The sequence below is a fragment of the Corynebacterium sp. Marseille-P8863 genome (genome assembly GCF_946902955.1).
Lineage (GTDB): Bacteria > Actinomycetota > Actinomycetes > Mycobacteriales > Mycobacteriaceae > Corynebacterium > Corynebacterium gottingense.
Map to the genome: position 1 here is coordinate 89,779 of NZ_CAMPQC010000008.1, position 20,316 is coordinate 110,094.

Below are 20,316 nucleotides of genomic sequence, written 5' to 3' on the forward strand. Positions count from 1 at the left end.
TTTGATCACCCTCACAACCGACACATTGACCCAAGGAGTTTGGAAACGTGGCAGCTTCATCGAATGCGCCGGACGGCAACTCGCAACCGGCGCCGAGCGTCGAGCCGGAGCGAATCACAGGCGCGGACGCGGTCGTGCGAAGTCTTGAGGAGTTGGGCACCCGGTTCGTCTTCGGGTTGCCGGGGGGAGCGGTCCTTCCGCTTTACGACGCCCTGTTTCAGGCCGAGAAGCTGCGCCACGTGCTCGTGCGCCACGAGCAAGGTGCCGGCCACGCGGCGGAGGGGTACGCGGTCGCCTCGGGCCAGGTAGGCGTGTGTCTGGCCACCTCGGGCCCGGGCGCGACGAACCTGGTCACCGCGATCGCGGACGCGTACCTGGACTCCGTCCCGATGATCGCGATTACGGGCCAGGTCGGCTCGCCGCTCATCGGCACCGACGCTTTCCAGGAGGCGGACATTCGCGGCATCACGATGCCGATTACCAAGCACAACCTGATGGTCACCCGCGCCGAGGACATCCCGGCGGCGATCGCCGCCGCGCACCACATCGCGTCGACGGGCCGTCCGGGCCCGGTCCTGGTGGACATTCCGAAGGACCTGCAGGCCGCGGAGATCGAGTTCGCGTGGCCCCCGGTGGTGGACCTGCCCGGCTACAAGCCGAACACCAAGCCGCACAACCGGCAGATCGCGCAGGCGGCGAAGCTGATCGCCGCCTCGGAGCGCCCGGTGCTCTACATCGGCGGCGGCGTGGTGAAGTCGGGCGCGCACGAGGAGCTGCTCGCGTTTGCGGAGCGCACCGGCATCCCGGTGGTGACCACGCTCATGGCGCTGGGCGCGTTCCCGCAGTCGCACCCGCTGTACATGGGCATGCCGGGCATGCACGGATCCGTCCCCGCGGTCGGCGCTCTGCAGGAGGCGGACTTGCTCATTGCCATCGGCACGCGTTTCGACGACCGCGTCACCGGCGACACCAGCACCTTCGCCCCCTACGCCAAGGTCATCCACGCCGACATCGACCCGGCCGAGGTGGGCAAGATCCGCGAGGCGGACGTGCCGATCGTGGGCGACGCGAAGAAGGTCCTGTCCCAGCTGTTCGATGCGTTTAGGGACGAGAAGAGGAATGCTGCGCCGTCGATAAGCAATTGGCTCGCGCGCCTCAACGACTTGAAGGAGCGCTTCCCGCGCGGCTACGACCCGCAGTCTGACGGCAAGCTCTCGCCGCAGTTTGTGATTGAGACGCTGTCGAAGACGGTGGGGCCGGACGCGATCTACGTCTCGGGCGTGGGGCAGCACCAAATGTGGTCGGCCCAGTTTGTTGACTTTGAACAGCCGCGGCACTGGATCAACTCCGGCGGCCTCGGCACGATGGGCTTCGCGGTGCCCGCGGCCCTCGGCGCGAAGGTCGCCTGCCCGGATAAAGAGGTGTGGGCGATTGACGGCGACGGCTGCTTCCAGATGACCAACCAGGAGCTGACCACCGCCGCGATGGAGGGCTTCCCGTTCAAGGTGGCGCTGATCAATAACGGCAACCTCGGCATGGTTCGCCAGTGGCAGACGTTGTTCTACGACGGCCACTACTCCCACACCAAGCTCGGCGGTGAGGAAATGTACGTGCCGGACTTTGTGCAGTTGGCGACGGCGCTCGGCGCGGAGGCGATCCGTGTGACCAAGGAAGAAGATGTCGTGCCGGCGATTCAGAAGGCGCGCGAGATCAACGACCGGCCCGTCGTCGTCGAGTTCATCGTCGGCGAGGACGCGCAGGTGTGGCCGATGATCGCGGCCGGCGCGTCGAATTCCGATATGCAGTACGCCCTGGGCATGCGCCCGTTCTTCGACATGGAGGAGTCCGCAGGGGAGACCCCGGAGGCGATCAACGAGGCCATCGAGGCCGTAGAAGCTACAGAGGCTGCCGATACCACCACCCAGGAGGGAAAGTAGATGTCTGACCAAACCATTTCTCGCAACACGCTGTCGGTGCTGGTGCTGGACGTCGACGGCATCATCACCCGCGTCACCGCGCTGTTTACCCGTCGCGGCTACAACCTGGTTTCGCTCGTGTCGGCGAAGACGGAGACCGAGGGCATTAACCGCCTGACCATCGTTGTCGACGCGTCCGAGTACGCCATCGAGCAGATCACGAAGCAGCTGCACAAGCTGGTTCAAGTGCTCAAGGTCGCGCGCCTGGAAGACGACTCGATGATCGCGCGCCAGCTCATGCTGGTCAAGGTGGCCACGACGAACCAGAACCGCCCGCAGGTGGTGGACGCGGCGAACATCTTCCGCGCCCACATCGTCGACGTGTCGCCGGAGTCCGTGGTCATCGAGGCCACGGGTTCGCCGGAGAAACTCAAGGCCTTCTTGGAGCTGATGGAGACCTTCGGCATCAAGGAGCTCGTCCGCTCGGGAAACGTCGCGCTGAGCCGCGGCCCGAAGACGATGGCGCCGACGAAGGGGTAGGCGGTGGCGTAAAGAAGCAATCGCTTGCCGACGCCACATAATCCCCACATAAACTCAAATCTATGCCATAATATGAAATGGCCGTCCCATATAATAGGAAAGGTGAGTGTTTCACTCATGGCAATTGACGTTCTGTACGACAACGACGCGGACCTGTCCATCATCCAGGGCAAGAAGGTCGCCATCATCGGTTACGGCTCCCAGGGCCACGCCCACGCGCAGAACCTGCGCGAGTCCGGCGTTGAGGTGGTCGTCGGCCTGCGCGAGGGCTCCAAGTCCGCCGCGAAGGCCCAGGAGGCCGGCTTTGAGGTCAAGACCAACGCGGACGCCGCGGCGTGGGCCGACGTGATCATGCTGCTGGCCCCGGATACCTCGCAGGCAGAAATCTTTAGCAAGGACATCGAGCCGAACCTGAAGGACGGCGACGCGCTGTTCTTCGGCCACGGCCTGAACATCCACTTCAAGCTGATCGATCCGGCCGACACCATCACTGTTGCGATGGTCGCGCCGAAGGGCCCGGGCCACCTGGTCCGCCGCACCTACGTCGACGGCAAGGGCGTGCCCTGCCTGATCGCGGTCGAGCAGGACCCGACCGGCAATGGCAAGGAGCTGGCGCTGTCCTACGCCGCCGCGATCGGCGGCGCACGCGCGGGCGTCATACCGACCACGTTCGAGGCGGAGACCGTCACCGACCTGTTCGGTGAGCAGGCAGTCCTGTGCGGCGGCCTGGAGGACCTGATCATGAAGGGTTTCGAGGTGCTGACCGAGGCCGGCTACGAGCCGGAGATGGCCTACTTCGAGTGCCTGCACGAGATGAAGCTGATCGTGGACCTCATCTACGAGGGCGGTATCGCCAACATGAACTACTCCGTCTCTGACACCGCAGAGTTCGGCGGCTACCTGTCCGGCCCGCGCGTGATCGACGAGGGTGCCAAGGATCGCATGCGCGACATCCTGAAGGACATTCAGTCCGGCGAGTTTACCAAGCGCCTGGTAGCCAACGTCGAAGGCGGCAACAAGGAGCTCGAGGGCCTGCGCGCGAAGGTTGCAGAGCACCCAATTGAGAAGACCGGTGCGCAGCTGCGCGACATGATGACCTGGGTGAAGAACCCGCTGAACGAGACCGCGTAGACGCACGCGCGACAACATCCGCACGAAAACACCGCCCCAGCATCCTGGTCAGTCCAGGAGCTGGGGCGGTGTTGTGTTGCGCTGTGGCGAAACTAGTTGGTGGCGCCGGAGATAGCGTCGCCGGCCTTGTCGGCCGCGTCGCCTGCAGCGTCCTTCGCGTCGCCCGCGAGGTCGCCAGCCTTGTCGGTTGCGTCGCCTGCAACCTCGCCAGCCTTGTCGGCCGCGTCGCCTGCAGCGTCCTTCGCGTCGCCTGCGAGGTCGCCAGCCTTGTCGGTTGCGTCGCCTGCGGCATTGCCAGCCTTGTCGGTGGCGTCAGCCGCTGCGTCGCCGGCACCCGCGGTGGCGTCCTCGCTCGGGTCAGCGGTGACGGTCTCGCTGGTGGTCTCCGTAGCAACGGTGGAGGTCTCGGTGACGGCAGCGCCGTCCGAGTCGTCGCTGCCGCCGCTGAAGAGGCTGATCAGCAGCCAGACCAGCAGAGCTGCGACGATCAGGCCGAGCAGCCACTTCCACCAGCCGCCACCGCCGTTGCCGGCGTCGGCTGCAGTGGTGCCGGAGGTTGCCTTCGTGGTGCCCTCAGCCTTGGACACGGTGGTGGAGCCGGTGCCGCGAACGCCGTCGACAGCGTCGCCAGCCTTGCCCTTTGCGGAGGTGAAGGTCTCGCCGACCTTGTCCTTTGCGTCGTGTGCGTGGTCGCCGATGTGCTTCGCGGCCTTCTCCACGCGGTTCGGATCCTTCGGGTTCGGGTTTGCGGAAGTGATAGTCGTATCCTTTCGTATGTGGCCCCATGCGAGCGGATGAACATTGCGTAAATTGGCTCACTGCTCGAGACCATTGTGCTATTGCGCCTATCAACGGTAGCAAAAGTTGTTGAGGCATCGCCCAAATAGTCAGCAACTTGTACGGTTGTGTGGGGTGGGGAGGGCGTAGCGTCGATAATGAGCCCTGCTCACCGCGTGTTTTTTGAAACCGGGAGCCGTTTTCATTTAATTGTCATTAACTGTGTGGCAGCTTAGGATTGAGCTATGGCACACGACCACAACCACGATCACGCCCCGTCGAGCGATACTCCGCTGCGCGCGCTCCTCGTTGCGCTCGCCGTCACCGCCACGGTCTTCGTTGCGGAGCTGGTTGGGGGATGGCTCGCCGGGTCCATGGCGCTCATGGCGGACGCGATGCACATGCTTTCCGACGCCGCCGGGCTCATCATCGCCGTTCTCGCGGTGCTCGTGGGGCGGAAACAGGCCTCGCGCCACGCAACGTACGGCTACCGGCGCGTGGAGGTGCTCGCGGCGCTGGTCAACGCGGTGCTCGTGCTCGCGATCTCTGTGTGGATTGTCGTTGAGGCGATCCGTCGCCTCCGCGAACCCGCCGACGTGCACGGCGAGACCATGCTTCTCATCGCCGTCATCGGTTTTGCGGCCAACGGCATCTCGGCGTGGGTGCTGCACGGTCACCGCGGCGACTCGATCAACGTCCGCGGCGCGTTCCTTCACGTGCTGGTGGACTTGCTGGGATCGGCCGCGGTTATTGTCGCGGGCATCGTGGTCATGGCAACCGGTGTGGCCGTGGCGGACGCCGTGGCCTCGCTCATCATCGCCGCGCTCGTGCTGCCGCGGGCGTGGCAGCTGATGCGCCAATCTGCTGGCGTGCTCCTCGAACAGGTCCCGGAGGGTTTCCGCACCGCCGAGGTGGAGGAGGCGCTGCGAGCGACCGCGGGGGTTGCAGACATCCATGACCTTCACCTTTGGAGCCTCGACGGCGTGAACGTGTTGGCTACGGTGCACGTGGTCGGCGCGGCGGGTACGGATAGTGGGCCGCTCTTAGATGCAGTGCAGCACGCCCTGCGCGAGCTGGGCATCGAGCACTCCACGATCCAGATCGAGCGCCCGGAGCACGAATCGCACGAGCAGGTTTGCTGATTCCGTTCTAAGGTTGGGGCATGGGTTTTACAACGCCAAGCTATTCCTTGAAGGACTTGTTCGCCCGTGCTGAACGTGGCGAATTGCAGTTGCCCGACTTCCAGCGCGAATACATCTGGGATGTTGACAGGATTCGCACCCTGGTCACCTCAGTGCTTCGCGGTTACCCCATCGGTTCTTTCCTTGCCCTGGACACCCGAAACGCGCCCATGCGTTTCCGCCCGCGCCCGCTCGACGGTCTGACGACGGGGGATCGGGAGCCGGGGCTTTTGCTTCTCGACGGCCAACAGCGCCTCACCTCGCTCTTCTACGCCCTGAAGGGCGCCGGCGAGATCCCGACGGTGGACTACCTGGGCCGGCGCATCCGTCGCCGCTTCTTCGTCGACGTGCGCGCCGCGGTGGCCGCCGACCCGATGCCGGTCGAAGCGGTCTTTGCCGTCGACCCGGACGGTCAGGTGCGCTCCCACTTCGGCCCGCAGATCGACGGGGGCATCCACTCCCGCGAGGACATGTTGGCGCACGGCGTCGTGCCCGTTTCAATGCTGCTGTGGAAGGAAGGCAACGACCTCCTCATTGATATGGCCGCCGACACGGACGACCCGGAGATGCGCGCCGCGGTGAAGACCTTCCAGAACGAGGTCCTGCGCTGGCTGCCGGCGTACGACGTGCCTGTGATCCGGATTGACCGTGAAACCTCGCAGATCGGCGTCGGCCAGATCTTCGCGCACGCCAACTCCGCCGGTGTGCAGATGGATGTCTTCGAGCTGCTCACCGCCGTATTCGCCACTGAAGACCCCAACTTCCGCCTGGCCGACCACTTCGCGCACATCGAACGCACGCTGCGCCTGTACCCGGCGCTGGACGGGATCGGGCGCATCGAGTTCCTGCGTGGGCTGTCGCTCCTGATCACCAGCAGGAAGGGCAACGCGGTGGGGCACCGCGGCGACATCCTCAATATCTCGCTGCACGACTACCTGACCCACTGCGACGAGCTGGCCGATGCCTTCGTTGCCGCTGCCGAGTTCCTCGCGGAGCGCTGCATCCTGGCCATCGACCAGGTCCCGTACTCCTCGCAGATCATTCCGCTGGCCGTCATCCTCGCGCGACTGGCCGAGCAGCCCGGACTGCTGGACGAGAAGGAGCCGCGCGACCGACTCAATCGTTGGTACTGGTCCGGCGTGTTCGGCGAGCTCTACGGCGCACACGCGCCGACGATTCGCGCCGGCCTCGACGTCACCGAGGTCACCCCCTGGGTCCGCGGGGACACCGACGAGGTGCCGCGCACCGTGGGCGACGCGCAGTTCCACGAGTCCCGCCTGCAGTCCGCGACGGCGGAGAGCGGTGTGTACCGCGGGCTGTACTCCCTGCTGATGGCCCGCGGAGCGCTCGACTGGCGCACCGGGAAGCCGCTCAACCGCGACACCATCGCCGAGCTGCAGCCGCGCTTCCACACCGTCTTCCCGCGCGAGTTCTGCCTGCAGGCCGGCGCGACCGAGGAGCTGGCTGACTCCGTGCTCAACCGCACCCCGATGGGGCGGCGCACCGACGTGGTGATGGAGAACAACGAGCCGAAGCGTTACCTGCCGCGCCTGCAGTCGAAGTCCCTGATGGACGACGCAGAGTTCGACGCAATGCTGGAGGGCCACGAGATCCGCCCGGCCGACCTGTTGAACTCGGACTGGAACAGCTTTATCCATGACCGCCGCGACCGTTTCGTGGGCATCATCGAGTACGCGCTGGACAAGCCGGTCGTCCGCGACCTGGACGGAGCCCTCGGGGCCCTCGGTACGCGCACGGTGGACGCCTGCAGCACCAATCACGCAGACGGGGAGAATGGCAGCGAAGCAGAAAGCTAGCCGGGGCCTCGCCGCGGCGATGTGCTGCGTGGCGCTCGCCGTCGGCGGGTGCGCGGGCGAGGACACAAGTACCCCGTTGGACCAGGCCCGGGCCGCGAATCAGTCGCGGCACGTCTCCACTGCGTTTGATGATCACCCGGTAGTACTCGATGACACGAACGGGCTTGTCAGCTCCGAGTACTTCTTCAACACGTCCGAGACGTTGGTGGTGTCGGATTCCAGCGTGGAGGCGCAGCTGCGGGCGGCGTCGATTGCCGCGTACGCGCACGCGCCGATGCTGGTCTACGACGAAGATCACCACGGGCAGATCACGCAGGAAGTGAAGCGTCTGAAAACGTTTACGCTGCTCACGGTGGGCGATGTGGCGATCGCGCCGGCGTCCGGGAGCGTGCGCGTCTACCGCGATCCGGGCGGGATCGACGCGCTGGGCAAGATGACCTCGGTACGGTTCCACGAACGGCCCGTGCACGACCCGGCGGACGCGCAGGAGGTGATCGCCGACCTGGATACGTCGGTGCCGACGTGGCTGCACGCCAATTGGGCGGAGCCGCAGGTGATGCCGAACGCGGTGGCGAAGCCGTTCCCGGTCCATTCGCGCCGCGATGCGGATATGGCGCCGCAGGTGGTGGCCACGCGGGCGTCGTCAATTGCTTCGATTGCAAACGCCCGGGCGTTCGGCGCGCGGGTCACGATGGTGGACAACCCGGACCCCCGCGAATCCGAGGACACGCTGCTGGCGATGGCGGGCCTGGCGGACGCACCGCTCATTGCGCTCGGGACGCAATTCGAGCCGGCGAGCGACATTCCGGAGCGAATTATGCAGGCGGAAGAAAAATATTAGCGCGGATGGCAGACAAGCGTGCCTGCGGACATTAAAGTTACCCCCGTACCTATTCCTTTATTGAAATACCGCAGGAGACGATCCCCAGTGTCCAAACCGGTCGTGCTGATCGCAGACAAGCTGTCCCAATCAACCGTCGAAGCGCTTGGAGACTCCGTGGAGGTGCGCTGGGTCGACGGTCCGAACCGCGACGAGCTGCTCGCCGCGGTGCCTGAAGCGAACGCACTGCTCGTGCGCTCCGCCACCACCGTGGACCGCGAGGTGATCCAGGCGGCGCCGAACCTGAAGATCATCGGCCGCGCCGGCGTTGGGCTGGACAACGTAGACATTGACGCCGCGACCGAGCGCGGTGTCATGGTGGCCAACGCGCCGACCTCCAACATCCACTCCGCGTGCGAGCACGCGATCGCGCTGCTGCTGTCCACCGCGCGCCAAATCCCGGCGGCGGACAAGACGCTGCGCGACGGCGAGTGGAAGCGCTCGTCGTTCAAGGGCGTTGAGGTCTTTGGCAAGACCGTCGGCATCGTCGGCTTCGGCCACATCGGCCAGCTTTTTGCGCAGCGCCTCAGCGCGTTCGAGACCACCGTCATCGCCTACGACCCGTACGCGAATCCGGCGCGCGCCGCGCAGCTCGGCGTTGAGCTCGTGGAGCTGGAGGAGCTCATGGGGCGCGCCGACTTCGTCACCATCCACCTGCCGAAGACGAAGGAGACCGCGGGCATGTTCAATGCGGACCTGCTCTCCAAGGCGAAGGAGGGGCAGATCCTCATTAACGCGGCCCGCGGCGGCCTGGTGGATGAGCAGGCGCTTGCCGACGCCATCGTGAACGGCCCCATCCGCGGTGCCGGATTCGACGTGTACGCCACCGAGCCGTGCACCGACTCGCCGCTGTTTGCCCTGGACGAGGTCGTCGTGACTCCGCACCTGGGCGCGTCAACGGTGGAAGCGCAGGACCGCGCGGGCACGGACGTTGCGGACTCGGTACTCAAGGCCTTGGCCGGCGAGTTCGTCGCCGACGCGGTGAACATCACCGGCGGCCGCGTGGGCGAGGAGGTCGCTCGCTGGCTCGAGCTGTCGCGCAAGCTCGGCCTCATCGCCGGCGAGCTGCTGGACGGCGCGCCGACGTCGCTGAAGGTGACCGCGCGCGGCGAGCTGTCCACGGAACAGATTGATTCGCTGGGGCTGTCCGCTGTGCGCGGCCTGTTCTCCGGCATCATTGATGAGCCGGTGACGTTTGTGAACGCGCCGCAGATCGCGCAGTCGCGCGGGCTGGAGTACTCGGTGGAGACGCAGACGGAGGCGCGGGCGCACCGCAGCGCGCTGGAGGTCCAGGTGGTCTCTGCGGCGGGCAACGCCGTTTCGGTCACGGGCGCGCTCACCGGCCTCGAGGGCGTGGAGAAGATCGTGCGCATCAACGGCCGCGGCGTGGACATGCGCGCGCAGGGGCGCAACCTGTTCTTCCAGTACACGGACGCGCCCGGTGCGCTGGGCACGGTGGGCAGCAAACTGGGGAACAAGGGCATCAATATCGAGGCCGCCGCGCTCACGCAGGCGTCCAAGGGCGATGGCGCAATCCTGATTCTGCGCGTCGAGGCCGAGGTGCCGGAGGCCCTGGTCAACGAGATTGCACAGGAGCTCGGCGCCTCCGCGCTGCAGATCGACCTGGACTAGGTCGTTCCGGGCTGGACTCGGTCCTGAATCCTTTTCCGCGCAGCGCCGATTTTTCGCCGGCGGAGCTGTTACGCTATCCCGTAGTCCAATATGTGGGAAAGGAATCTCAGAAAATGAAACTGGCTGTGATTGCTGGCGACGGCATCGGGACCGAAGTCATGGCGGAGGGCCTCAAGGTGCTCCGCGCTGTCCGCAACGACGTGGAGACCACCGAGTACGACCTTGGCGCGCGCCGCTACCTCCGCAACGGCGAGCTGCTCACGGACGCGGACCTGGACAGCCTGAAGTCGCACGACGCGATCCTTCTCGGGGCGGTTGGCGACCCAGCCAACGTCCCCGCGGGCGTGCTGGAGCGCGGTCTGTTGCTGCCGCTGCGGTTCAAGCTTGACCACTACGTCAATCTGCGCCCGTCGCGGTTGTTCCCGACGTCGACGAGCCCGCTGGCCAACCCCGGCGACGTGGACTTCGTCGTCGTGCGCGAGGGCACCGAGGGGCTCTACGCCGGCAACGGTGGCACGCTGCGCCAGGGCACCGACCACGAGGTGGCCTCCGAGGTGAGCCAGAACACCTACTTCGGCGTGGAGCGCGTGGTGCGCTACGCCTTCGAGCTGGCCATGACGCGGCGTAAGAAGCTCACCCTGGTGCACAAGACGAATGTGCTGGTGAACGCGGGCGGGTTGTGGCAGCGTGTCGTCGATACGCTTGCTTCGGAGTTTCCCGAGGTCGACGTGGACTACAACCACATCGACGCCGCCACGATCTACATGGTGGATGATCCGTCGCGCTACGACGTGATCGTGACGGACAACCTGTTCGGCGACATCCTGACGGACCTTGCGGGCGCCATCACGGGCGGCGTGGGGCAGGCGTGTTCCGGCAACATCAACGCCGCGCGCGAGTTCCCCTCCATGTTCGAGCCGGTGCACGGGTCGGCGCCGGACATCGCGGGGCAGGGGATAGCGGACCCGACCGCGATGATTCTTTCCGTGGCGATGATGCTGCGCTTCCTCGGCGATGAGGAGAACGCCGCGCGGATTGAGCGCGCGGTTGAGGATAAGGTGGCTGCTCGCGACGGCGGCGCGGTGCGCACCGAGGAGGTCGGAACCCGGATCGCGGCAGCACTGCAGTAATCTGTCAGCCAGCTTTAGACAGATGAAAGGTGCACTCCCGTATGAGCGTTCCCGCGATGTCCGCCAGCACGAACCGAGCCCGTAGGAAGGTCATTGGGGCGGTGGGGCTGGCCGTAGTGCTGGCCTCCAGCCTCGCCCTGACCGCGTGCGGTGAGGGCGGCATCGGCGCGGCATCCTCGCCGCAGCCCGACAAGCTGGAGACGCATGGTGCCGAGGCGATTGACGACGCCGACGGCTCCGGCGTCGAAGTGTCGCGCCGGCTTTTTGACGCCGCCGACACCGCCGTGGTGTCCGGCCCGAAGCGTGAGGACCAGCTGAAGGCGGCGGCGCTCGCCGTGGACAAGGGGGCGCCGATGCTCGTGCGCTACCCGGCGACGGGCGACGCGGTGAGCGCGGAGCTGGAGCGGCTCGGCGCCGACGAGGTCATCGAGGTCGGTGCGGGCGCGCAGGACACCGCCGACGACGCCACCGAGCCCGTGCAGAGCGACGCGCCGGAACAGGACGTCGCCGCGATCGCCGCGCTCGATGCGCCGAACAAGGGCGAGCGCGAGCTCCCGCCGATGCTCGCCACCGCCGAGACCTCGCGCGCGGCGGCCGCGACGGCACGCGCCGCAGGCGCTGACGTGCAGGTGGTGGCGTACCCGGATCCGCGTGTGACGTCGGAAAGCATGCGCACCGTCTCCGACCAGGACACGCTCGCGCTTGGCCTGCAGTGGGGCGGCACCGATGCGTTTGCGCGCCGCGTGGAGCTGGCGGGCAACGGCGAGCTGCCGGGCGGCGGCGGCCTGGTGTTCCCGGGGCGCAGGATGATCGCGCTCTATGGACACTCGTTCGCCCCCGAGCTGGGAGTGATGGGCGAGCAGCCGCCGCAAGAGGCTGCCGCGATGGCCAAGGACTACGCCAGCAAGTACCAGCCGTTGGCCGGGGAACCGGTCATTCCGGCGTTTGAGATCATCGTGACCGTGGCGTCCAACTCGCCGGGCGAGGACGGTGACTACTCCAACGAGGCGCCCGTGGAATCTGTCGTGCCGTACATCGACGCGATCACGGAGGCGGGCGGCTACGCCGTACTGGACCTGCAACCGGGCCAGGGCGACTTCCTCCACCAGGTGCAGATGTACGAGGAGCTGCTGAAGCGACCGAACGTCGGCCTTGCACTCGACGCCGAGTGGAAGCTCAACCCGGGCGAGGCGCCGCTGTCCCGCGTGGGCTCCGCCACCGCCGAGGAGATCAACGTTGTCGCCGATTGGCTCGCGGACCTCACGCGCGACAACAACTTGCCGCAGAAGGCGTTTGTGCTGCACCAATTCCAGGTGCAGATGTTCCCCGACCGGCAGAACATCCGCACCGACCGCGACGAGCTCGCGTACGTGCTGCACGCCGACGGGCACGGCGACCTGGGGCAGAAGTTTGATACCTGGAACGTGCTGCGGGAGGGCCTGAACCCGCGCTTCTTCATGGCGTGGAAGAACTTCCTGGACGAGGACGCCCCGACCTTCAGCCCGGAGCAGACGTTCAACGACGTCCAGCCCCGCCCGTGGTTTGTGAGCTACCAGTAAAGCCGCTGATATTGTGCGCTGCCCCACGCTAGTGTTGGGGCATGAGCGTCGAACTTGAAGAAGTCGCAGGTTTCCTCGGCCAGCACGAGCCGTTCTCGCACCTGCCGGAGGAAGTGCTCGCCGGCCTGCCTGCGCAAATGACAGTGACGTACGTCCGTAGGGGCGAGACGATCGTGGCGCCCGGGCAGATTAACGACGCACTCCACATCATCCGCTCCGGCGCGGTGGACATCGTCTCCGGGGACGGCGTGCTGCTGGACCGCCGCGATGCCGGCAAGAATTTTGGCTACTCCACGCTGCTCGGCGCGCGGGAATCGCAGTACGGCATGGTTGCGGTGGAAGACAGTTTGCTCCTGCTGCTGCCGCGCGCGTCGTTTAGCGAGCTCCTTGCCAGCTACCCGGACCTGGGGCGATTCTTTCAGTCCGCCTCGCGCCGTGTGCGCGCTGCTGCGGAAGAGGTCCGGAGGTCGAGCTCCGCGGAGGTGCTGCGCACCGAGCTGGACCAGCTGCTCCGCGACCGCAAGCTTGCCACCGTCCACCCCGGCACCTCGATTGCGGAGGCCGCTGCCGAGATGGACCGGCAGGGCGTGACGTGTCTGATCGTCGCCGATGCAACGGGGACGCAGCGGCCCGGCATCCTGACGGACCGCGACTTGCGCTCCCGCGTCGTGGCGCGGTGCAAGGACCCGCGCGGGCCGGTGCGCGAGGTGATGACTGCGCCGGTGCGTACCATCGGCGCGGACGCCCTCGTGTTCGAGGCGATGCTGCTCATGGGCGAACTCGGCGTGCACCACCTGCCGGTCACCGGCGCGGGCGGGATCGTCGGCGTGGTGACCTCCAGCGACATTATGCGCCTGCTCCAGGCGGACCCGATCTACCTCGCCGCCGACGTGGAGCGCAGTAGCCGCTCCGGCCTTGACGGCGCTTTTCGCCGCGCCGCCGAGGTGTCGGCGCGATTCTTCGAGCGCGGGGCCACCGCCGCCGAGTCGCAGCGTCTGCTCACCTCGATCACTGACGCCATCGCGCGGCGTCTGTGCGTCCTGGCCATCGAGGAGCTCGGCCCGCCGCCGGTCCCGTTCGCGTTCGTCGCCGTGGGCTCGCAGGCGCGCGGCGAGATGGGGCCGGCCTCGGACCAGGACAACGCGTTGGTGTTGGGCAACGCGTACGACCCGGAGGCGCACGGCGAGTACTTCGCCGCCCTCGGGAGGTTTGTTTGCCAGGGGCTCAGCGAGGCGGGGCAGGCGCTGTGCCCGGGCGAGATGATGGCGTCCAACGCGGCGTGGCGGATGACGCAGGCACAGTGGGAGCGCACCTTCCACCGCTGGGTGACCGCGCCCGACCCCGACGCCTTGCTGCACGCGCAGGTCTTCTTCGACTTCCGCACCGTGTTCGCCTCGGACGACGCGGCGCGGGAGGTGGCCCGGGAGGTGCGCGAGTCCGCACTCGCGTCTGCGCACGGCTCGCGGCGGCTCCACACCCATTTGGCGGCGTTGGCCACGTTCCGCGAGCCGCCGATCGGGTTCTTCCGGGGGCTCGTCGTCGAGCGCGGTGGCGAGTACGCCTCCACCCTGGACGTGAAGCGCGGCGGGACCGCGGCGGTCGTCCAGATGGCGCGCCTGTACGCCATCGTCGCGGGGGTTGGGGAGGTGGCGACGGGGGAGCGCGTGCGGGCGTCGATAGGCACTGCCCTCTCCGAGAAGGGGGCGCGCGAGCTTCTCGACGCCTCCGACTACCTCTCCGACCTGGTCCTTCGCCACCAGGCGCGGCAGCTGCGCGCGGGCGAGCGCCCCGACTACCACATCGACCCGCGCGAGCTCACCGAGCGTGACCGCGCCGCGCTGCGCGACAGCTTCCGCGTGATCAAGTCGCTGCAAAACGCGCTGGCCAGCAAGTACCCGGTCCAGGCGGTGTGACATGTTTGGGTTCACGCGAGCATCCCGCAGGACGCTTGTCGACGCCGCGCTCCTGGCCGTCGACGTCGAGACCACCGGCCTGCGCCCCGGGCGCGACCAACTGGTGGCCGTCGGTTGGGTGCCGCTTGACGGGCGGGTGATCGACCTCTCGCGAGCCGAATACCACGTGCTCGCTGGCGCGCAGGTGGGCGATTCCGCCACGGTGCACGGCGTCACCGACGACGACGTCGCACGCCTGGGCGAGGACCCGGCCGAGGTGTGGGCGGCGTTCGCGCGCGCGATCGATGGACGAAAGCTGCTGGCGCACTTCTCCCAGATGGAGACCGGGTTTCTGGGGTGCCTGGGCGAGCAGGTCACCGGCACAAAGTGGGTCCTGCACGACAGCGAAGTGGTGGATACGATGGCGCTGGAGCGGCGTCACATGGAGCGGATGGGCACGTACCCGCGCGGGGAGGATTTGCGGTTGGCGCGGGTGCGGCAGCGGTACAATCTGCCGCGGTACTCAAGCCACAGCGCGCTGACGGACGCGCTGGCGTGTGCGGAACTTTACCTTGCCCTGTCTGGTGAGTGATGTATCACTGCACTATGTAATTCGGTATGCTCGTCGGCATGCGTTTTGGACGAATTGCAACACCCGAAGGGATGACCTTCGCGGTCATCGATGACGAGGGGAAGGTGGCCAAGGCAATCGCCGGCACCCCCTACACGGACCCCGAGTACACGGGCAAGGAATACAAGCTGGAAGACGTGCGCCTGCTCGCGCCGACGCTGCCGAGCAAGATCGTGGCGGTCGGCCGTAACTACGCGGACCACGTCGCCGAGGTGTTTAAAGAATCTGCCGAGCACCTGCCGCCCACCATCTTTATCAAGCCGCCGACAGCCGTGGTGGGCCCCGGTGCGCCGATCCGCATCCCGGACTTTGCCACCGGCGTGGAATTTGAGGGTGAGCTCGCCGTCGTCATCGGTGTGCCGTGCAAGAACGTCAAAGCGAAGGACTGGAAGTCAGTGGTACGCGGCGTGACCATCATCAATGACGTCTCCTCGCGCGACCTCCAGTTCGCGGACGGACAGTGGGCCCGCGCCAAGGGCATCGACACCTTCGCGCCGCTTGGCCCCTGGATTGAGACGGACCTGGATAAGTTCGACTTCACGGACCTGCCCATCAAGGCCCACCTCACGCACGACGGCACCACGGAGACGAAGCAGGATTCCAACTCGAAGCAGATGATCATGAGCATCGGTGAGATGATCGAGTGGGTCACCCAGTCGTTCACGCTGCTGCCGGGCGACGTCATGGCCACCGGCTCCCCGGCGGGCACCGCGGAGATGGTGCCGGGTGACTTCATCGAGGTTGAGATCCCCGGGATCGGCTCGCTGGGCAACCCGGTCGCGAAGGCGTAGCGGCAGGCGGACCTAGAGCCCGAGCGCGCGCATGATGGTGCGCAGCTTTGCGCTCGTCTCGTCTAGCTCCGCCTGCGGGTCGGAGTCGATGACGAGCCCGCCGCCGGCCCAGGTGCGGGCGGTGGCGCCAGCGGCGTCGACCTCGGCGCAGCGGATGGCCACCATGTACTCACCGTCGCCGTTCGCGTCGGTGTAGCCGACCGCACCGCCGTAGAAACCGCGGTCGGTCTCCGCGGTGGTGATCAGCGCCTCCGCCGCGTCGGAGGGGGTCCCACACACGGCCGGAGTGGGGTAGAGGCGCAGCGCCAAGTCCAGCGCGCTCGGCGCTGGGTCCTTGAGTTCGCCGCGGATCGGGGTGGCAAGGTGCCACATCTCGCTTGTCTTCTCCAACTCCGGGCGGTCGGGGATGTCCAGGCGCGAGCACAGCGGTGCGAGTACGCGGCGGATGTGTTCAACCACGTAGGCGTGCTCACCCAGGTCCTTCGCCGAGTTGTACAGGGCTGCGGCCGCCGCCTCGTCGGCGTCGCGGTCGTGCGGGATGCGCGCGGCAGAGCCGGCCAGCGGGCGCGAGGACACCTCCGAACCGCGCCGCTTCACCAGCACCTCGGGGGAGGAACCGACAAAGAAGTGGCCGGTGCGGCCGGAGGGGGTGAGGTCCGCAATGAAGCCGTCGCGGGTGTACGACAGGTCAATCAGGCGCGCGGCGACGAGCCGGGGATCAACCGGCGGGTCGAAGGCAATATCGACGGCGCGCGCCAAGACCACCTTGTTCAGTTTGGAGGATTCGATCGTGCCGATCGCGGCCTCGATGCGGCGCAGGTGCTCCTGCGGCGAGGGGTCGAAGCTGGTCACCGACGCGCTGAGCTGGGCGCCCGGGCCCACTCGGTAGTAGGGGTGGGGCTCGAGCGTGCCGGACTCGCGCACAATCTTTTCCGGGGCGGTGAGCGCGGCGGGGCAGTCCTGGTCGAACGGCAGGGCGCCGACGAGCATGTCCACGTCGCCCGCTTCGAGCGCGTCGATTGCGTCCCACGCGTCGGAGAACCGGCGCGCGGCTCCTTGGGTGCGCACAGAGCCGCCCGGGCGTGAGAGCAGGAAGTCGGGTGCGCTCGCGGGGCGGAGGGAATCGGACGCGGGGGTATGCGGCATAAGGGAAGACTTTAGCAACCGCAATGTGTGCGGCAACTCTTGGGGATTTGGCGCTCGTGGTCGGGGGCGTGGGGAGGGGCGTCGAGAAGCAATTGCCTGCTAATTGACGCTGTTTGCGTCCGCGCTACTATTTACCCCATGACTGATTCTGCAATGCGCGTACGTTTCTGCCCATCGCCAACCGGCACCCCGCACGTCGGTATGGTGCGCACCGCCTTGTTCAACTGGGCGCAGGCGCGGCACAGTGGCGGCACGTTTGTCTTCCGCATCGAGGACACCGACGCCGCCCGCGACTCCGAGGAGTCCTACCAGGCCATTATCGAGTCGCTCGAGTGGCTCGGCCTGAACTGGGACGAGGGCATCAACGTCGGCGGCCCGCACGAGCCATACCGCCAGTCGCAGCGCATGGACATTTACAAAGATGTGCTGGACAAGCTCATCGAGGCCGGAGAGGTCTACCCCGCGTACTCCACCAACGAGGAGGTGCAGGAGCGGCACAAGGCCGCCGGCCGCGACCCGCAGCTGGGGTACGACAACTTTGACCGCGACCTGACCCAGGAGCAGATCGACGCGTTCGAGGCCGAGGGCCGCAAGCCCGTGTGGCGCCTGCGCATGCCGGATCAGGACTGGACCTGGAACGACCTGGTCCGCGGCGAAGTCACGTTCAAGTCGAACACACAGCCCGACTTTGTGGTCGCCCGCTCCAACGGCGCCCCGCTGTACACGCTGGTCAACCCGGTCGACGACGCGCTGATGGGCATCACCCATGTGCTGCGCGGCGAGGACCTGCTGTCCTCGACCCCGCGACAGATCGCGCTTTACGCGGCACTGCAGCGCATCGGCGTCGCGGAGTTCACGCCCGAGTTCGGCCACCTGCCGTTCGTGATGGGGCAGGGCAACAAGAAGCTGTCCAAGCGCGACCCGGAGTCCAACCTGTTCAACCACCGCGACGCTGGCATCATCCCCGAGGGCATGATCAACTACCTCGCGCTGCTCGGCTGGTCGCTGTCCGCGGACCAGGACATCTTCTCCGTCGACGAGATGGTCAAGGCCTTCGACGTGCACGACGTGCTGGGCAACCCCGCGCGCTTTGACCAGAAGAAGCTCGAGGCCATCAACGCCGACCACATCCGCCAGCTGGACTCGGAGGACTTCCGCGATCGCCTGCGCGCCTACCTCACGGAGTACACCGATTTCCCGGCCGACTACCCGGCCGACAAGTTCGCGCTGGCCGCGGAGCTCGTGCAGACGCGCATCAAGATGCTTGGCGACGCCTACGGGCTCCTCAAGTTCCTTGTCACCCCGGACGCCGAGCTGCAACTGAACGAGAAGGCCGCGAAGAAGAACCTCAAGGAGGACGCGGTCCAGGCGCTCGACGAGGGCATCGCCGCCCTCGAGGCGATCGACGAGTCCGCGTGGGCCACCGACGCCATCGACGAGGCGCTCAACGAGGCCCTGATCCAGAAGCTGGAGCTCAAGCCCCGCAAGGCCTTCGGCGCCCTGCGCGTTGGTATCTCCGGCGAGCAGGTCTCCCCGCCGCTGTTCGAGTCCATGGAGCTGCTGGGCAAGGAGTCCACGCTGACCCGCCTGGGCGCCGCGCGCGAGGTCACCCCGTTCACCGCCGCATAGGCGCCCATCGCTTCACGACGCCCGCGTGCCAGGCCCACCGCCTGTCACGCGGGTTTCGTTGTTGTGCAGGGTTGAGCACAGGACAGGAGAGGGCCCGCAAAAGCACACTTACAACGGCGTGATTTAAGACGACGAAAATGCGCATTGACCAGGCGATTTGGTATGTATAGCGCGTTCTGGTTATAGTAATCATCGTTGTTCAGAGCGAACACGGAGAACAACTTCACAGAGAGTTTACTCCGGTAAGCACTGAAAAACGATGGCCTATGGTGTAATTGGCAACACAGCGGTTTCTGGTACCGCCATTCTTGGTTCGAGTCCAGGTAGGCCAGCAACAGAACTTCACATTGTTGTTCTGTGTCCTTAAGCCCCGTTCGTCTAGTGGCCTAGGACGTCGCCCTCTCACGGCGGTAACACGGGTTCAAATCCCGTACGGGGTACAAGATACTGAGGCGGTCAGCGAGTTTGCTGGCCGCCTCAGTTTTTTGCGTTTGGGGCGGGGGAGTGGCGTCGAGAAGCAATAGTGCGTTCGCGCTGCGAAGTACCTGAGTCCTTGCTACGGTATTGGTCGTTAAAAATGGCCGAGTGCGAGGAACGATTGACATGCGCATGACTGCGAAAACCACCCTGACCGCCCTGTTTGCCACGGGATCCGTGGCGGCGCTGCTGGTTGGCTGCTCCGAACCTTCCGCTGAGGATTCCACCGAGAACGGGTCCACGGCCGCGGCCGATGGCGGCGAGACCACGATCACCGTGTACACCTCCGAGCCGGAAGAGAAGGTGGACGAGATCAACCAGGCCTTTGAGAAGGCCAACCCGGACGTGAACGTGGAGGTCTACCGCGCTGGCACCGGCGACCTCACCGCGCGCCTTGAGGCGGAGAAGACCGCGGGTAGCATCGAGGCCGACATCTTCTGGGCCGCCGACGCGCCGACCTTTGAGACGTACAAGGAGGCGGGCGACCTGGCTGAGCTGAAGGACGTGGACACCTCCAAGGTGATCGAGGAGGCGCAGGACGCCGACAACATGTACGTGGGTACCCGCATCATCCCGACGGTGATTGCCTACAACACCGGCGTGTACGACCAGGGCAACGCGCCCGCCTCCTGGCAGGCGCTGACCGACCCGGAGTATCAGGGCAAGATCGTCATGCCGGACCCGTCCGTGTCTGGCGCCGCCGCGTACAACGCGACCGTGTGGAAGGGCAACGAGGCGCTGGGCGACGAGTGGATCACCAAGCTGGGCGCAAACCAGCCGATGATTGCCAAGTCCAACGGCCCGACCTCGCAGGAGATCGCGGGCGGCGGCCACCCGGTGGGCGTTGTGGTGGACTACCTGGTGCGCGACCTGGCGGATGCGGGGTCCCCGATCGCGACGTCCTACCCGGAGGAGGGCGCGCCGTTTATCACCGAGCCCATCGCCGTGTTCAAGGACTCCGATGCGCAAGACGCTGCGCAGCGCTACATCAACTTCGTGCTCTCTGAGGAGGGCCAGAAGCTGGCGGTGGAGCAGAACTACCTGCCGGTGATTGATTCGGTGGGCACACCTGGCGACGCACCGAGCCTCAAGGACATCCCGCTGATGGAGGCCGACCTCGAGTCGGTGACCAACGACCGCGAGGAAGCGGTCTCGTTCTTCCAGAACGCGGTGAAGTAGCCCGACTA

Annotated in this window: 16 protein-coding genes and 2 tRNA genes; 16 read left to right on the top strand and 2 right to left on the bottom strand. The window is 66.5% G+C overall.

Features of this window, described 5'->3' with window-relative positions:
* The first annotated feature begins 47 nt into the window (after positions 1-47).
* The 3 genes from OVO38_RS07575 (at position 48) to ilvC (ending at position 3,587) form a co-directional block, all read left to right on the top strand.
* Positions 48-1,937: an acetolactate synthase large subunit gene (locus OVO38_RS07575; protein ID WP_095553056.1), complete on the top strand. Its 1,890-nt coding sequence runs from the start codon at positions 48-50 to the stop codon at positions 1,935-1,937.
* Positions 1,938-2,456, top strand: coding sequence for an acetolactate synthase small subunit (gene ilvN, locus OVO38_RS07580; RefSeq protein WP_095553055.1), 519 nt, complete (start codon positions 1,938-1,940; stop codon positions 2,454-2,456).
* A gap of 117 nt (positions 2,457-2,573) precedes the next feature.
* Positions 2,574-3,587: a ketol-acid reductoisomerase gene (gene ilvC, locus OVO38_RS07585; RefSeq protein ID WP_095276118.1), complete on the top strand. Its 1,014-nt coding sequence runs from the start codon at positions 2,574-2,576 to the stop codon at positions 3,585-3,587.
* Between the two features lie 92 nt (positions 3,588-3,679).
* Here ilvC and OVO38_RS07590 read toward each other — a convergent pair whose 3' ends face one another.
* Positions 3,680-4,306: a hypothetical protein gene (locus tag OVO38_RS07590; protein ID WP_267208134.1), complete on the bottom strand. Its 627-nt coding sequence runs from the start codon at positions 4,304-4,306 to the stop codon at positions 3,680-3,682.
* A gap of 303 nt (positions 4,307-4,609) precedes the next feature.
* On the opposite strand from OVO38_RS07590, the gene OVO38_RS07595 reads away from it, so the two are divergent.
* The 9 genes from OVO38_RS07595 (at position 4,610) to OVO38_RS07635 (ending at position 15,877) form a co-directional block, all read left to right on the top strand.
* Positions 4,610-5,506 (top strand): cation diffusion facilitator family transporter, encoded by an 897-nt coding sequence (locus OVO38_RS07595; RefSeq protein ID WP_267208135.1) that lies wholly within the window; start codon positions 4,610-4,612, stop codon positions 5,504-5,506.
* Positions 5,507-5,526: 20 nt separating this feature from the next.
* Entirely contained in the window at positions 5,527-7,362 is a 1,836-nt protein-coding gene (locus OVO38_RS07600) for a DUF262 domain-containing protein (protein ID WP_095546340.1), read from the top strand.
* Positions 7,340-8,203: a hypothetical protein gene (locus OVO38_RS07605; protein ID WP_095536906.1), complete on the top strand. Its 864-nt coding sequence runs from the start codon at positions 7,340-7,342 to the stop codon at positions 8,201-8,203. The genes OVO38_RS07600 and OVO38_RS07605 overlap by 23 nt, the downstream gene beginning before the upstream one ends.
* Before the next feature lie 87 nt (positions 8,204-8,290).
* Positions 8,291-9,874 (top strand): phosphoglycerate dehydrogenase, encoded by a 1,584-nt coding sequence (serA, locus tag OVO38_RS07610; protein WP_095536905.1) that lies wholly within the window; start codon positions 8,291-8,293, stop codon positions 9,872-9,874.
* Between the two features lie 113 nt (positions 9,875-9,987).
* On the top strand, positions 9,988-11,004 hold the full coding sequence (locus tag OVO38_RS07615) for a 3-isopropylmalate dehydrogenase (RefSeq protein ID WP_267208136.1): 1,017 nt from the start codon (positions 9,988-9,990) through the stop codon (positions 11,002-11,004).
* A 41-nt stretch (positions 11,005-11,045) separates the two neighbouring features.
* On the top strand, positions 11,046-12,563 hold the full coding sequence (locus OVO38_RS07620) for a cell wall-binding repeat-containing protein (RefSeq protein ID WP_267208137.1): 1,518 nt from the start codon (positions 11,046-11,048) through the stop codon (positions 12,561-12,563).
* Positions 12,564-12,604: 41 nt separating this feature from the next.
* Positions 12,605-14,476, top strand: coding sequence for a DUF294 nucleotidyltransferase-like domain-containing protein (locus OVO38_RS07625; protein WP_267208138.1), 1,872 nt, complete (start codon positions 12,605-12,607; stop codon positions 14,474-14,476).
* Between the two features lies 1 nt (position 14,477).
* Entirely contained in the window at positions 14,478-15,047 is a 570-nt protein-coding gene (locus OVO38_RS07630; RefSeq protein WP_095546334.1) for an exonuclease domain-containing protein, read from the top strand.
* A 38-nt stretch (positions 15,048-15,085) separates the two neighbouring features.
* Positions 15,086-15,877: a fumarylacetoacetate hydrolase family protein gene (locus OVO38_RS07635; RefSeq protein WP_095535166.1), complete on the top strand. Its 792-nt coding sequence runs from the start codon at positions 15,086-15,088 to the stop codon at positions 15,875-15,877.
* 12 nt (positions 15,878-15,889) lie between these two features.
* Here the strand turns inward: OVO38_RS07635 and OVO38_RS07640 are convergent, their stop codons facing one another.
* Positions 15,890-17,023 (bottom strand): isochorismate synthase, encoded by a 1,134-nt coding sequence (locus OVO38_RS07640; RefSeq protein ID WP_095536900.1) that lies wholly within the window; start codon positions 17,021-17,023, stop codon positions 15,890-15,892.
* A 138-nt stretch (positions 17,024-17,161) separates the two neighbouring features.
* Here OVO38_RS07640 and gltX point away from each other — a divergent pair, with 138 nt between their 5' ends.
* The 4 genes from gltX to OVO38_RS07660 all read left to right on the top strand — a co-directional run bounded on the left by gltX (position 17,162) and on the right by OVO38_RS07660 (position 20,308).
* Positions 17,162-18,652, top strand: a complete 1,491-nt coding sequence (gene gltX, locus OVO38_RS07645; protein ID WP_416358580.1) for a glutamate--tRNA ligase — start codon at positions 17,162-17,164, stop codon at positions 18,650-18,652.
* A 260-nt stretch (positions 18,653-18,912) separates the two neighbouring features.
* Positions 18,913-18,984: transfer RNA gene (locus OVO38_RS07650), tRNA-Gln, on the top strand.
* 35 nt (positions 18,985-19,019) lie between these two features.
* Positions 19,020-19,092: transfer RNA gene (locus OVO38_RS07655), tRNA-Glu, on the top strand.
* 157 nt (positions 19,093-19,249) lie between these two features.
* Positions 19,250-20,308 (top strand): ABC transporter substrate-binding protein, encoded by a 1,059-nt coding sequence (locus OVO38_RS07660; protein ID WP_416358582.1) that lies wholly within the window; start codon positions 19,250-19,252, stop codon positions 20,306-20,308.
* Positions 20,309-20,316 lie beyond the last annotated feature (8 nt).